Annotated in this window: 11 protein-coding genes; 4 read left to right on the top strand and 7 right to left on the bottom strand. The window is 61.9% G+C overall.

All coding sequences use genetic code 11. The features are described 5' to 3' along the window. Nucleotides 1-17: 17 nt before the first annotated feature. Both AC0L14_RS09635 and AC0L14_RS09630 read right to left on the bottom strand, forming a co-directional pair. Complete coding sequence (locus AC0L14_RS09635) at nt 18-491, bottom strand: DUF2269 family protein (RefSeq protein WP_473529990.1); 474 nt, start codon at nt 489-491, stop codon at nt 18-20. Next, nucleotides 491-1,777 (bottom strand): SDR family oxidoreductase, encoded by a 1,287-nt coding sequence (locus AC0L14_RS09630; protein ID WP_473749295.1) that lies wholly within the window; start codon nt 1,775-1,777, stop codon nt 491-493. Before AC0L14_RS09630 ends, AC0L14_RS09635 begins: the two co-directional genes overlap by 1 nt. A gap of 147 nt (nt 1,778-1,924) precedes the next feature. Between AC0L14_RS09630 and AC0L14_RS09625 the strand changes: the two genes are divergently transcribed. Continuing rightward, nucleotides 1,925-2,134 (top strand): DUF2934 domain-containing protein, encoded by a 210-nt coding sequence (locus AC0L14_RS09625; protein WP_473529992.1) that lies wholly within the window; start codon nt 1,925-1,927, stop codon nt 2,132-2,134. Nucleotides 2,135-2,184: 50 nt separating this feature from the next. Continuing rightward, nucleotides 2,185-2,382: a hypothetical protein gene (locus tag AC0L14_RS09620; RefSeq protein WP_123149525.1), complete on the top strand. Its 198-nt coding sequence runs from the start codon at nt 2,185-2,187 to the stop codon at nt 2,380-2,382. A gap of 176 nt (nt 2,383-2,558) precedes the next feature. Here AC0L14_RS09620 and AC0L14_RS09615 read toward each other — a convergent pair whose 3' ends face one another. Both AC0L14_RS09615 and AC0L14_RS09610 read right to left on the bottom strand, forming a co-directional pair. Further along, nucleotides 2,559-4,277, bottom strand: coding sequence for an adenylate/guanylate cyclase domain-containing protein (locus tag AC0L14_RS09615; protein ID WP_473749294.1), 1,719 nt, complete (start codon nt 4,275-4,277; stop codon nt 2,559-2,561). Between the two features lie 337 nt (nt 4,278-4,614). Next, nucleotides 4,615-5,364: a DUF4336 domain-containing protein gene (locus tag AC0L14_RS09610; protein ID WP_473485108.1), complete on the bottom strand. Its 750-nt coding sequence runs from the start codon at nt 5,362-5,364 to the stop codon at nt 4,615-4,617. 899 nt (nt 5,365-6,263) lie between these two features. Here AC0L14_RS09610 and AC0L14_RS09605 point away from each other — a divergent pair. Continuing rightward, on the top strand, nt 6,264-6,431 hold the full coding sequence (locus AC0L14_RS09605; RefSeq protein ID WP_473485106.1) for a hypothetical protein: 168 nt from the start codon (nt 6,264-6,266) through the stop codon (nt 6,429-6,431). A 415-nt stretch (nt 6,432-6,846) separates the two neighbouring features. Here the strand turns inward: AC0L14_RS09605 and AC0L14_RS09600 are convergent, their stop codons facing one another. From AC0L14_RS09600 to AC0L14_RS09590, 3 genes are all read right to left on the bottom strand, one after another. Further along, entirely contained in the window at nt 6,847-8,691 is a 1,845-nt protein-coding gene (locus AC0L14_RS09600) for a peroxidase family protein (RefSeq protein WP_473749293.1), read from the bottom strand. Between the two features lie 287 nt (nt 8,692-8,978). Then, the gene (locus AC0L14_RS09595) at nt 8,979-12,131 is read right to left on the bottom strand and encodes an ATP-binding protein (RefSeq protein ID WP_473485102.1); all 3,153 of its coding nucleotides are present in this window, start codon (nt 12,129-12,131) and stop codon (nt 8,979-8,981) included. 311 nt (nt 12,132-12,442) lie between these two features. Further along, entirely contained in the window at nt 12,443-13,204 is a 762-nt protein-coding gene (locus tag AC0L14_RS09590) for a LuxR family transcriptional regulator (RefSeq protein WP_292213823.1), read from the bottom strand. Between the two features lie 112 nt (nt 13,205-13,316). Between AC0L14_RS09590 and AC0L14_RS09585 the strand changes: the two genes are divergently transcribed. Then, complete coding sequence (locus AC0L14_RS09585) at nt 13,317-14,207, top strand: proline iminopeptidase-family hydrolase (protein WP_473749292.1); 891 nt, start codon at nt 13,317-13,319, stop codon at nt 14,205-14,207. Nucleotides 14,208-14,215 lie beyond the last annotated feature (8 nt).

Genomic DNA, 14,215 nt, shown 5'->3' with positions numbered 1-14,215 from the left:
TCCGTCGCGGCAAGCCGTCACCACTCGATCGCCGGTCGCGCGATCATCAGCCAGAAAATCCCGAGGACGGCAGCAAAGGCGGGAAAGCCAAAGGCGAACCACAGCCAGAAAAGCCTGATATATCGGGCCGGCAGCGGGGCCCCTGCTTTGGCGGCTTCGGACGCCAGATTGCGCATCTCCATCTGCATCCATACCACCGGCAGCCAGAATGCGCCGGTGACGATGTAAAGCGCGATGGAAAGCGCGATCCAGCCTTCGGAGAGCGCGTAACCCGCCTGCCAGGCGAGCGCGACGCCGGTTATCGGCTGCGCCACGACGGCAGTTGCCGTGAAGAGAAAATCGGCGATCACCACGATGCGCGCCACTGCCGCAATTGTTGCTGTGTCGCCAGTCCTGTGGGCGAGAAGCATGAAGAAGGCAATGCCGGCGCCGGTGCCAAGCAGCACGCTGGCACCGATGACATGCAGGTACTTCAGCACGAAATAGAGCATCAGCGCTCCTCCAGGATCGCCAGGGCAACGAAGTGAAGGACGATGATCGGCAAGACCTTCAGGAACGGCCCAAGCGGTTCGTTCCACAGGTCCGGGCGCAGGAAAGTGCCCACGACCAGGTAGAACAGCGAGAGCGCGATGCCAGCGTAGAGGCCTTTTCGCGCCGTTGGCCGCCAGGCTATGAGTGCACCGACGACGACGTCGGCAAGAGCGCCGGCGACCACGGCAGGCGCCGACAACATGCCAGCCCCCGTGCTTTGCATAAGGCCGATGCCGTTGCCGTAGCCAGTGGTCAGCGACACAACCCCCGTCATGATCCAGAACAACGGCAGGACGACGAAGATTGCAGGCTTGGCGAAATAAAGCCCGGCAAACCATTTCTCCTGCACCGTTGCCGGATTGGGCGCGAGGAACTGCGCCAAGTTTTGTGGCTGTATGCCGGTCAAGGAAATCCAGTCCGATGGATCTCCGAGCGCCCCTCGCGTGATCTCCCTGGCGGCGTTGGTGCGCATCGGAGGCCGCCAGCCGAGCAACGCGGCAAGATCGCCGAGGCGGTAGAGAAGCCGCGCAACCCATCCCGGCAAGGCAAGCCTGGGTACGGGAGCCCAGCCGAGCCAGCGGCGGAAAGTGCCGACAATCTCGTCCATGGTCAGCTGTTCGGGGCCTGCAAGTTCCAGCGCCAGACGAGACGGACTGCCGGGATTGAGAAAGAAGAGCACCGTCGAGACCACATCCTCGAGCTGCACGACCTGGAGCCGGCCGGTATCTGGCATTGACGGCAGGACCGGCAGCGAGGCCAGACCGCGAAACAATGCACTGGCCCCAAACACAGGCCGGCCGAGCACTACGGAAGGGCGAAGGATTATCCAGTCCAGATCAAGCGCCATGAGGGCCTGATCGCCAGCATATTTCGTCGCCGAGAACGACGAAGGCTGTGCCCGATCGACACCCATTGCCGAGAAGTGGATCACCTTGGCAACGCCGGCGCGCGCGCAGGCGCGAAAAAGAGCCGACGCCGCATCGCGATGAACTTGTCCGGTCTTTTCGCGAGGGCTGTCCTGCAGAACCCCGGCACAGTTCACGACGACATCGATGCCGGCCAGATGCGGCAGCCAATCTTCAGGGCGTAGCGCGATCGCCATGTCCAGCACCAGCAAGTGGTAGTCGCGGGCTGCATTTGCCTGAGGGCTACGGACGATGCCGACCACCTCATGTCCTTCGGAAACGAGGCGGGAACAGACCGATGCGCCGATCAGGCCGGTGGCGCCAGCAACGAGAATTCTCATCGGACCCAGATCTCCGGTGCCGGAGGGATATTGTTCATTCTACGCTCTGACTTGCGAATGTTCGACGTGCCCGCTCGCGCGAGAACCGTCGGGCAGCGCGGAACAAACCATCGATCGCGGGATTAGGAAAGCACCAGGAGGTCTATCATGGACAGGGAAGAGCGTATCAGGCGGCGAGCCCATGAAATCTGGGAGCGTGAAGGCCGTCCGGAAGGGCGGGAGCGCGAGCACTGGGATCAGGCCGTGCAAGAGATCGAGGCAGAGGATTCCGAAGCAGAACGTGGCCCGGTCATGCCTGACCCGACCGTTGGTGCGGGCTCCGAACCCAATACGGGCGGCACCAAACCACCGAGATAACGGGTAGCCGACGTCTTGATCGGCGGTTTCGGCACGGAAAGGAAAATGCCATGCCTCGTCTGATCGCCTTGATCGTGATTGTATTGTCGGTGGTCTTCATCGGTTGGCTTTGGATCGACCAGACCGGCCAGACGAGCGACGGGACTCAGCCTGCGCCGCGCAATAGACCAGGATGGATGATGACGGCAGTTGAACTCCATTCCGGGCAGGACCTGCAAGTTCTCGCAGTGGACGCGATCCTCGCCTAACTCGAGGGCGCGGGATCCTCGTTCCTGTATTCGTGAATGAGGCCAAGGATTTGCGATCGGACCAACCCGCGAGCCTCTGGCTGAACGAACGGCATCAAGAGTTCGACCCGCTCCTCGACTTTCTCGGGAAGATCCGCAGCAGGATCGATGAGGTCGTTGCCGTGCGCATGCGCTCTTTAGTCGGGAAGGCCAGCCTTCCGGTAGCCTTCGACGAAGCGCTGGAGCACTTCCTCGTTGTCGAATGGCTGCGATGTTGCCCAGTGCCGGATGCTGAAATGGGGATCGTTCATCATGAAGAATTCCGCCTCCTGACGGGCTTCATCCAGGCGCCCGAGCTGCGCGAGGGCTGCCGCAAGCAAGCGCCGCGACGTGGTGCGGTAGGTTTCCGGCTTGCGCAAAGCCTCAACCGCGGATTGATAGTCGCCGAGCGCATAATAGGCTTGGCCTGCCATCCAATAGTACCATCCCGGTGGGCGCGGATTGAGCCGCAACGCCCGCTTCACGAATTCGACGCCCTTGACCGCGTCGCCCCTCAGGGTGATGAGATCCGAGCGTATCGCCCAGGCATCGGCATGATTGGGATCGAGCTTGAAGGTTGCCTCGAACTCGGCATCCGATTCCGCGTAACGCCGTTCGTGACCAAGTATGATGCCCAGCCCCCAGCGGTTCCCCGCATCGTTAGGGTCGAGCGCCACAGCCCGCTGCGCTTCCGCCAGCGCGCGTGGCTGGTTGGTTTGCTTCGGCTCGTTCCAGAACAGCCAGCCAAGCCAAAGATTGAGGGCCAGCAAGCTATGTGCCTCGGCATAGTCGGGATCGAGTCCAATCGCCTTTTCCAGGAGCATGCGCGCTTCCCGCGCGCCCAACCCGGTCTGAAAACTGACGCCGCGGGCTCGCACGCAAAGGTCATAGGCTTCGAGACTCGTCGGCCGTTTGCGCGCCGGCTGTCCGGCCAATCGGCCGACAAGGGCTTCGACGATCTTGGCCGTGACCTCGTCCTGCACTGCAAAGATGTCCTCGAGGCTGCTGTCGTAGCGCTCGGCCCAGATATGATCGCCGCCGATCGCGTCGATCAGTTGCGCATTGATGCGCACGCGCGCCGCGGCACGCCGGGCGCTGCCTTCAACCACATAGCGCACCCCAAGATCACGCGCGGTCAAACGCACATCGACCGACCGTCCCTTGTAAGCAAAGGTTGAGTTGCGCGCGATGACGAAGAGGCCGGCGCAGCGAGACAGGTCGGTGATCAGGTCTTCGGTCAAGCCGTCGACAAAGGTTTCCTGCTCCGGATCGTTGCTCATGTTGGTGAAGGGCAAGACCGCGATCGAGGGCTTGTCGGGCAATTCGAGCGATTCCAGTCGGCCGACCGGAGCGGCTCTCGGAACGTGCAGGTTCACGCGATAGCAGTATATCGGCTCGGCTATATTCTTCACACGCTGCTCGCCCATGGGCTCGAACGCAAACGCCAGCTTCTGCCTGACCTCCTTGGACACCTTCTCCGAAACGCAGATGCCACCGGGCTCGGCGAGTTGTTGGAGACGCGACGCCACGTTCACGCCCTCGCCATAGCGATCGTCCCCTTCGACGATCACTTCTCCAAGGTTGATTCCGATCCGGACTTCGAAGCGCTGGTCTTCGGCGACGCTCGCGTTACGCTCCGCCATGCCGCGCTGAAGCGTGACCGCGCATTCGACCGCATCCACCACGCTGCCAAACTCCGCCAGCAGACCGTCTCCCATCAGCTTGAAGATTCGCCCGTGTCGCGTCGCGATTTCCGGCTCGAACAGCTCTTTGCGGCCACGTTTCAGCCGGTCGAAGGTGCCCGCTTCATCCGCCTCCATGAGCGCCGAGTACCCGACAACATCGATGGCAAGGATTGCAGCGAGCTTCCGCTCCATGTTGAGCCTCAGAAAGATTCACGACTCGCAAGCCGCAGGTCAGAGGCAGGCAGGACCGACGCCTCCGGCCTTACCGGCCTATGATACCACAGATCACGCCTCTTGAGACTATGGCTCGCGCGACGCCCCAGCTCTCCAGCCGCAGCGCCACTGACGCGCGAGTCCCACCTATCCCTCCGCTTGTTCGCGGCAGTTGCCTCGCAACCGGACTGTGAACCCCTTTGGCTCAAACGTTTCCCTTGGGCCGTGCTCGTTTGAAGGTCTGAAAAGGTCAGAAGCGGGCATTCGCGAACGTCGACTTTGACCCATTGCGGGCATTGGCCTTCTAATCACTGCCTCACCGAGCCGACTTTGCGAATATCCTGCGGACAATCTCGTCCTCGTTGGCATCAAAGCAGCGGCCGTGGCTGAGAATGACCCGCCGCGGTTGCCACGATCGGAGCTTGCCTATTACTGCCTTTGCTTTCTGCCGCTGCAGGAGAATTGACAGCCGCATGCCGAAGAAGGTCCGCCCGTGGGGATGGTCCATCCGAGTCAGCTTGATCGCCGTGCGCCAGGGTTCATCGATCATGTCCAGTTCGAGATTGATGATCGTGTCTGTGAGGATCAGCGTCTTTGAAGCGTAGTGGAAAAATATGAACTCTTTGAAGTAGCCACCGGGAAACAGCGTCTGGTCCATGTCCCGCCGCCACGCCTCCGGCGGATTGGTCTCCAAATCTCGCGTGAACGTCACATCGGCGTGCCGTGCCAGCGCTCTTTGGCGAACTCTGGGTGATGCCCAGGTGATTGCCTCTGGAAAGACCTTCGACCACTCACCGATATGAGCGTAGTGAAACTGGTTGGGTGAAACGAGGTGGCGGATCCTGCCCAAGTTCCGCAACTCTTCGGCCAGCGTCACAGAGAACTTGATGGGCGAATGAAGGAACAGATCACCGTTCGACAGGCGCACCACCGTCATCCGAGTAGTAAATGGCAGCGGAAGCTTTACTCCGGCTATCGTCAGATATTCAAACGGGCCGTCAACGACGCCAATATCAGGTCCCTGACATTTGTAAACGTTGATGGGGTCGTAGAGGGACGCACCCATGGTCCTCTCCAACTTGTCAGCTGCGGCGCAAGGACAACATAATCCGGTTGGTCATACAATGCGTCCGGCCTGAAAGGCCGCTTGCCATTCAGAAAAGTCCGTCAGACCTGTCCGCTGCAAAAAAGTGAATGAGCTCAAAGCCGACCTTCGGCGCTGACACTGCGGCGGCCAATGGATTCCAAACTACATGTTAATACGATTTCCACGTGCGAATGACCGCTTTGCGCCTGATATCGGCCATTGAGGTGACCGTTGCCACTGCCTGAAAGCAGACATGGTTGGCGACCATTCTGGAGGCCGCGGTTGCGCCATCTGCGGTAGTTCGAGGGATCCCCGATGAACGGTAGCAGTCGGCCCCTTCCAGAAGTTCGTGCGCGAGTGCCTACGGCACATTATCTACACCTAATGTATAACCTAGCCGATTTCGAAGAAATGGGACATAGTTGAGGAGCATATGATCTCTTGTTCATGAATCCGGGCGAGTCGCCCGGCAGCGATTGGAGATATGAGATGGCAGCCAATTGGGACTTTTATCAGACTCTTAACTCCGGCCGGATCGAGTGGCCGAAGGGTGATCAGACAGTCAGCCCAGGGTACACCCCCAGGTGGGTAGAGGCCTGGGCTGTGCAGGGCGGCGGCATGGGCGCAGGGCAGGACTTTCCGGGCCCCAGTCAAAGCACCGCCCACGGTGCAGGTTGGTCAGCTTTCCCGCCGAACCGCTGGACTGCAGACTGGCCGGGGTGGATAAGCGGAACCTTCCAGCCCGGGCCGGCAGTCGGGATCGCGCTCTTGGCTTCGCGCAATGGCGGGGCTTCTGAATACAATTGGTGGTTTGGAGCTATCTGTCTGCAATAGCAGCTCTCGGTAACTGTCGAGCGAGGCATAGATGGAGAGATGAAATGGCCATCGACCAAGATTTCATCAAGAATTTCGAGGATCAGATCTTGGTCCTTGAGAGCATAGAGAAGGCGGTCCAAGAGGGGATCCGAGACGCCAAGCAAAAGCTAGATCGAATCAAAAACGGGGAACCTATGGACGACGTCTTTGGTGTCCCGCCAAAGAAATAAGTCCGGCGGCTCAGGGCGGGCGGCAATGAGAAACTCCCCACTGGCTCCGCTCAGGGCCGCGTAATCCCGTGTGTTCAAAGCCGAGCGTGGTCTTCGGGCGTGCGAACAGCGTCTCGACCGGGCGTATCCGCCATTCGATGCGCACGGCCTCGCGTCTTCATGGACGCTGCGGAGAACGTCGCGCACCGCCGTTTTTGGACAGCAGCGGACTTGAGTTCACAATGTTGGCAGTCTCGTTTGCTGGACCGATTGTTTCCGGTTTCCGCCGTTGACATTGTCGGAGAGTGGGAACGTGAAGTTGCGACGATACTTGCATGAGCGGCTTGCCAACGGGACAGGTGAACTGGTTCTGGACCGAATCGAAGTTGAAGTCAGCGCAGCTGAAGGTCCGTCATCGGCGTTCGCAACGCGATTTCTATGGTTGCGTTACCCCGGCGAACGCCACCAGATCGGCCACCGTGAAGTTTCCAGGCGTGGACGAAGGAAGGATAGGTGTGAACCCACCGGCGACGTTCAGATAGGATGACGCATCTCGCTTCAAGATCCTGACAAACGTCTCCGCCACGATCCTGCCGCCGACCGGGCCCAACTGATTTCCGCCGGCGAGGACGGCAGCCTCGCGAAGGACGTAATACCACAGTGGCGTCTTGTTCAGCAGTAAACCGCCGCTGGAATTCAGCACAGCCATTTCGGCCGCCGGCAGCCCAGATGTCAACTGCGCCGCGGTCATCGGCGCAATGCCGAATGAGTTGGCCATGCCCTGTCCACTCGGCAGACCGAGAGCTAGAGCGCGCCGGAGGTTTCGCGTTGCCAGAATCGCCATCATTCCAGAGAATCCGGGCAACGATTCCAATCCGTTAGCCATGAAGCTATCGATTTTCCGGGCCTTGTTGTGAATCGGTACTGGCACTCCGGTGTCAAAGAACGCGTTGAAGTCAACGACCCAGGTGGAAAAGACCGGCAGCCGTGGATCGCGATTGAACTCAAAGACCTGTCCAAGTGTGGCTTTCGGGAAGTTGAAATTCACCCAGTACGTATCACGGATCATACTGTGGCCGAACCGGTACGCTGCCACGGCGAACTCGACGGGCATTCGGAACGAGCTGCCGATGGGAGCAGATACGCTCGCCATCGCGTTGTTCACGGCAGCCAGTCCGCAGATTCTTTCCAGAAAGTCATGCACCACGGCCCATTGGTAGTGATGGGTCACGATCCGTTTGGCCTCTGCGAAGATGTCGCCCGCAAACGCTACTGCCACCAGCAGATCAACGACGGCGTTATGGAAACGCAGCATAGCGTGCTGGAACTGTACGATGATCAGATTTTCGTCGTTGCGCGGATCGCCGATCGCAGCAGTATTCGTACCCTGCATGCGGGGCACATCCCAGTTCGTCTGCTGGACCATGCCCGATTTGTCACCGTTGTTGCTGGGGCCGCCCGGGCCAATAGGAGTGTTCGAGCCCCTATGCAGCTTGATTGCGGTAGCTGGACCAGATGTAGGAAATACGTAGAGAAATGGATCTAAGCCAGGCCCGCGGCCGTAAACGGAATCCAGATCGAGCGCCGGGCTCCTCATGTTACTGATTGTATTCGCATCGGTAGCGGCGTCGAGAGTCGACGAGACGTCGAACGTGATGTCATGGTCGACAAACTGACCAAAATAAGTGAAGCCTGCTGGTATCGAAGACACGCCCGCATTAGCGGGATTGTGAGACGCAGGATTAGGATCGCGGCCGGGGTCTCCCATCATGTTACCGAGTTGGCCGAGGAGTGCTTGCGTCGCGACATTGAATGGCAACTTCGTTGCCGCACGGGTGGCCGCGGACGACATGTATCCGAAGCGATCTGCACAGGCAGAACTCAGCCAGGGAAACGGGAACCAGTAGAGCGGAATTTTAACGCCGTGAAAACGTCGAATCCCCGGCTTTAGTGCGAGGATAGACTCTTTGACGTCTTCCGGTAACTTCTCCGCGGGAAGGTCCGCCGGCTTGATGCGATTCGCGCTGGCCAACAGTTGCTCCAGCGAAACGGTGGGCCTCAGATTCGTTTCGGTCACGCGCTTTCGCAACTCCGACAGCACGATCGGCTTTGGGTTAACGAATCCTTTAGGAATCGATGTCTTCTTGAGAAATTCGCTGACTGGCTCGGCAATTTGGGAAGTTGCGGCCGGGTTCGCTGTCTCAGCTTTTCGCTTCGTAGGCTTCGTCGCACCGAGTTGCTTGGGTGTCTGTTTCGCTGAGGCTTTCTTTTTCGTGACCATGCTTGACCTCTTCGAAAATGATTTCAGGAAGTAGCACCCTCACCCAATGGGAAAGGGGGCCTTCAACAAGTTGGGATTAAGCAGAAAGGCCCATGCAGGCGCCACCCGGCTGGAGGACCCAAGTATCGAGCCTCAGCACTGTCTCGCCCGGTCTAGCTCTAGGGGGCCAGCGGTGAGGCATATTTATGCTCGTAGATCGTACGAAGTTCGGTGGCATCATATCACCTCCGATCCAGAGCGGTTCACAAGGAGGTGCGGGCGGTGCCCCTTGCCGCCTCCCGACGGTGTCACATTTTGACGAGTTTGCCTAGGCGGAGCTGGGTCGCGGCCGCGGCGACCACGTTTCCCTTCAGCTCGTAGAGATGCAGCGCTCCGGACACAGCGGCGACCGCCTCGTCGCCTCGGCGGGCGGCCTCGAGCACGTGCGACAGGTCGACCAGTGCATCCGCCCGGTCGTTGACGAAGTCGGTCGCTTCGGCGATCGTCACTGCTTCGCGCGCGAGCGCCTCCGCCGCCCGGAGCTCTGCCCGCCGCGCATGCACGCGTGCGCGCACGCGGCGCCAACGGACCTGCGTCACCAGGTCTCCGCTCGCAGCCAGCTGGGCGCTGAGTTTAGCAAAGTCCTCGGCCTCTTCGTCGCGTCCCTGTTCGAGGATCACCACGGCGAGGGACGCGGCCATCGTCGAACGGAACGCGCGCTCGCCCATCTCCTCAAGCGCACGATACGCTGCGCGCGCGCTCGTCTCGGCCGCAGCGGGGTTCCCGGCGAGCAGCTCGACGACGGCCTCATGCTCTGAGGACGCCACGTAGAGCGTAAGGCCGAGGTCGGCGTAGGTGGCGTTGCTCGTCGCGATCAGATCGCGGGCAATCTCGAAGCGGCCGACAATCGCGTTGAGGCACGCGAGCTGGCGGAGGATCGCTGCCTCGGACTCGGGGCTTTCGCCCACCTGCACTCGCATCGCCTCGCAACGGCGGATGCCCTCGGCTGCCGGGGTGGGCCCGAACCACAAGGAGGAAGCGATCCACGTGAGGATTTCGTAGTACTCATGCCAATCCCCCGCACGTCGCGCGTGAGCAGCAGCTTGCTCCCAAGCTGCAATGGCGGCCTCGCCGCGAGCCGCGGTGAAGGATAGCCAGGCCTCAAGCCGCCGTGCGCGGCAGAGGCCGAGGTCGTCCCCGAGGCGCTCGAAGACCGGGATCACCGCAGCTACCGCGCGTGCCGACTCCTCCAGCCCGCCCTCTTCGCCGTGGAAGATCCGGAGGAACTGCCGCTGAACGAGCACATGCGCTGCCAAGCGCTGGTCGTCAGCGGCAGCGGCCAAGCGCTCCGCCTCGTCCAGCGCGCGCCCGGCGTCGTCCAGCCGGCCGCTTTCGATCAGCGCGCCGCTCAAGTCGGCGAGCAGCACGATCCGCCGTGTGTCATCGGTGGGAAGCAGCCGGGAAACCCTCTCAAGCAGGCTGATCGCCGCCGGCAGGTCGCTGCGGACAAGCGCTCGCCGCCCGGCTGCCTCGAGCCGTTCGCACGCCCGGGCGGCAAGCGAGGCCGCGCGCACGTCGCGCGGACCGAGCGCGACACGGTACTGAAAGGCCTGTTCGAGATGATAGCCGACAATCTCCTCAAACTCGCGTAGCCGGTCCGCGGCCGCTAGCTCGAGCCAGGCGGCGAAGCGCTCGTGCAGGTCGGCGCGCGCATTCTTCGGCAGGGAGCGATACGCGGCGTCGCGGATCAGGACGTGACGGAAGCGATAGGCCTTCTCGCCGGCGAACAACGGCGCCTCCGGGCGGATCAGGTCCCGGCGGACGAGCGCGAGCAAACCGTCCTCGAATGTGTCGAGCACCGGGCAGGCGAGCTCGCTGACGGCGCTCCGATGGAATACTGAGCCCTCGACCGCTGCGGCCGTCAGGATGGCGCGCTCGACGGACGGGAGGCCCTCGAGACGGGCAGCGAGAAGCGCGTTGATAGTCGAGGGGACGGGCAGCTCAACGAGGTCCGACGCGGCGACCCAGCTGTCGGGCGCCTGCCTGAGCAACGCGTCGTCGACGAGCATCGCCACGAGTTCCTCAGCGAAGAGCGCATTGCCCTCGGCCGCGCTCGCGATCCTCGACTCGGCAGCGGGCGGCAGCGGCGCGGGGCCAAGCAGGTTGGAGATCAGCTCGCGGCATTCCGCGTCGCTGAGCCGCTCGAGGACGATCGACGTCGCGTTGCGTTTGCCGGCCCCCCAGCCAGGACGCGAGTCGAAGAGCTCCGGCCGCGCGATGCAGATGAGCAGGATCGGGAAATCGCGTGAGAAGTCGGCGACGTGCTCGACTAAGTCGAGGAATGTCGACTCGGCCCAATGGACGTCGTCCACCACAACGACGAGCGGCCCCGCTCGCGCGAGCGCCTCAAACAGCCTCCGGACGGCCCAGGCGGTCTCCTCGGTCGTCCCTTGTCCCGCGCCGCCAAGCCCGAGCGCCCCGGTCACACGCTCGGCAATCAGCCGGGCCTTCTCGTCGCCTGCGAGCCGCGCCTCGACCACCGCTGCGAGTTGCTTGCCGGAGTCCGGTCCCTCCGCGCGGGTAAGCTCCCGGACGATCTCGGCCAGCGGCCAATAGGTGATGCCCTCGCCATAGGGCAGACAGCGGCCGTGCAAGACTGTGACATCCTCGGCAAGGCCGCTCGTGAACTCCCGTACGAGCCGCGACTTTCCCACACCCGCGTCGGCGAGAATGGTGACCAGGTGGCAGGTCCTATCGCCGACCGCGTTGCGGAAGACGGTCTCAAGCAAGGCTCGTTGGCGTTCGCGCCCGACGAAAGGCGAGTCGAAGCGGCGCGCAACGCCGGGGGCGTGGGCGAGGACTTCTAACACGGCGAGGGCGCGGATGGTCGCGCCGCGCTTGAGTGCGCGCGGCCCGCTCGGCTCGACGACGACCGCATCGCGCACGAGCTTGTGCGTCGGCTCCCCTATCAGGATCTCATTCGCCGTCGCTGCCTCCTCAAGGCGCTTCGCGACAATGACGGCCTCTCCGGCGACTGACAAGTATCCCTGCGTTTGGTCGCCGGCGATCACCTCGCCGGTGTTGATGCCGATTCGGTTCATAAGGCGGACGCCCCAACCGGCTTCGAGCTCGTGGTTAAGGATGGCAAGTGTTTCGCGCATCTCCACCGCTGCCCGCACCGCGCGCAGCGCGTCGTCTTCGTGGACGAACGGCATGCCGAACACAGCCATGATCGCGTCCCCGATATAGTTGTTCACGATTCCGCCGTGCCGTTGAACGACGGCGCTCAACTCGCCGAAGTACCGGGAGAGCAGGTTCCGGAGCGCTTCGGGATCGAGGGAGAGGCTAAGCCGCGAGGAATCGACGATGTCGGCGAAGAGGATGGTGACCGTCTTGCGGGCGTCCGGCCCGGGCTCCCGCGCGGCCGGCGCTGCCGGCTTAGCTGGAACCGAGGAAGCCACCTTAGGCCTCCGCTTCGGGTTCGGCCGGAGATGGTTATCCGATGACATGGCACGGCTCCGTGTCTTAGCCTCCCCACGCCGCTGACCAGTTGCGGATTGTCATGGGTGCTGCTTTCACGATACAGCCGCTTCTCAACAAGAACAAAGCGGTTTCCTCGCCGCTCAAAACTCCCGCACTTCTTCCAAAGATACCTTTTGGGCTATCTGCGGGGCTTTAGTTGGCTTCTCCCTCATAGGTGGAAGAAACCGAGCGGTCCGTCCGCAGAAAGCGATACCCGCACCGGGCCTGCTGGGGTGATAGGGCCTTTTCGTCAGTTGTCGAGCAGGCGGAAATGCGCGGCGCGAACGACGGCCTGCGTGCGGTTCCTGGCGCCCAGCTTCCTGGCGGCGGCGGTGAGGTGCATGACGACCGTAGGAATCGAGCGCCCGATGACGCGCGAGATCTCCTTGGCAGAGAGGCCATGTGCCGAATGGCGGAGACACTCGCGCTCGCGCTCAGTCAAGGACGGCAGGAGCGGACTGAGAGCCGATCGGTCGTAGAGGGCGTAGGCCGTGTCGTGGAAGACATGCGCCAGCAAGCTAAAGCGCGCGATGGTTCCCGCATCCCGATCTACCATCTCGTCCGCGCCGAGGCGGATGCCGGTAACCGTGGCATAGCCGCCGCGCGGCATGTGGATAGGGATCGTGACGCCGCTAGTGAGGTCGCGCTCGCGCAGATAGCGCGCAACGGGTTCCGTAGTCTCGTCGAGGAGCGCGCCTATCTCGGTGTCGATCTCCTTGTTGTAGCTCCAGGCGAAGGGGGTGGAGCTGCGCGCCGCCACGATCTGCACCGGATCGATGCGGAAGTAACCTCGATCGCACCAATAGTCGCGCATGTCGTCATCGATGTTACGCAGCTTGAGCATCGACGGGATCATGATAGCGCCGTCGAGATCGTACGGGATGGGCGTGTAGTCGTAGACCAGCGCGTCGTAGCCTAGGCCGGACAGGGCGGCGAACGCCTCGTCGATGCATTCGTCCAAGGTGCCATGGCGAGTGAAACGCCGCCTGATCGTTGTGATTTCGTCCAGCATGAGCTCTTCCGCCTACATCCCGGACCACCCTATCACTTCTTATAGCTGACGCACTCCCAACGTTTCGCTTAATATATGAGCATGCCTAAAATCTGTGCATTCGGAGCGTATCATGTGGCGAGAGATGGCGGCCGACGATCGCATCGAGGTAAATGTCGACGGCTTTAAAGTCGTCGCCTACAGCTTCGGCTCCAGCACCGAGACGGTGTTCTGCCTCAACGGCGGGCCTGGCCTGGCCTGCGACTACCTTCGCGAATCGCACTCCTGCCTGATGGACAAGGGATACAGGGTCGTGGCGTTCGACCAGCTTGGCACCGGCGCCTCCGACCGGCCCACGGACACCTCGTTGTGGACTATCGCGCGCTACGTCGAGGAGACCGAGACGGTTCGCAGGACGCTGGGACTCGGCAATGTACACATGCTGGGTCATTCCTGGGGCGGCTGGCTGGCGATCGAATATGCGCTTGCCTACCAGGAGAACCTGCAGACGTTGATCCTCGAGGATACGGTCGCCGACATGCCGCATCTTGTTCTGGAACTGGAACGCCTGCGCGCGTCGCTGGGACCCGAGACCGTATCGATGATGCAGAAGCACGAGGCGCAGGGAACCTACGGTCATCCGGAATACATGGCGGCGGTGACGATCCTCAACTACCGCCATGTCTGCCGCCTGCCCGAATGGCCGGCGCCGGTGCGCCGCTCGCTCGACGACTGGAGCATGGGACCCTACGCGACCATGCAAGGTCCGAACGAGTTTCTCTACATCGGCAATCTCAAGGACTGGAACCGGGTGCCCGACCTGCCCAGGATCAAGGTGCCGGTGCTGATCACGCATGGTGAGCACGACGAACTGACACCAGCCTGTGGTCTGCGCATGAAGCTTGGCCTGCCGCAGTCGGAGTTGCACATCATCCCGAATGCGAGTCACATGCCCTTCTACGAGAACCCAGCTGCATACTATCCGATCCTTTTAGGGTTCCTCTCGCGCAACAAGGCAGGCTGATGCAGGCG

The sequence above is a fragment of the Mesorhizobium sp. WSM4841 genome, assembly GCF_055811515.1.
Note: the sequence above shows the minus strand (reverse complement) of the source record. Positions and strands in the feature narration are given on the sequence as shown.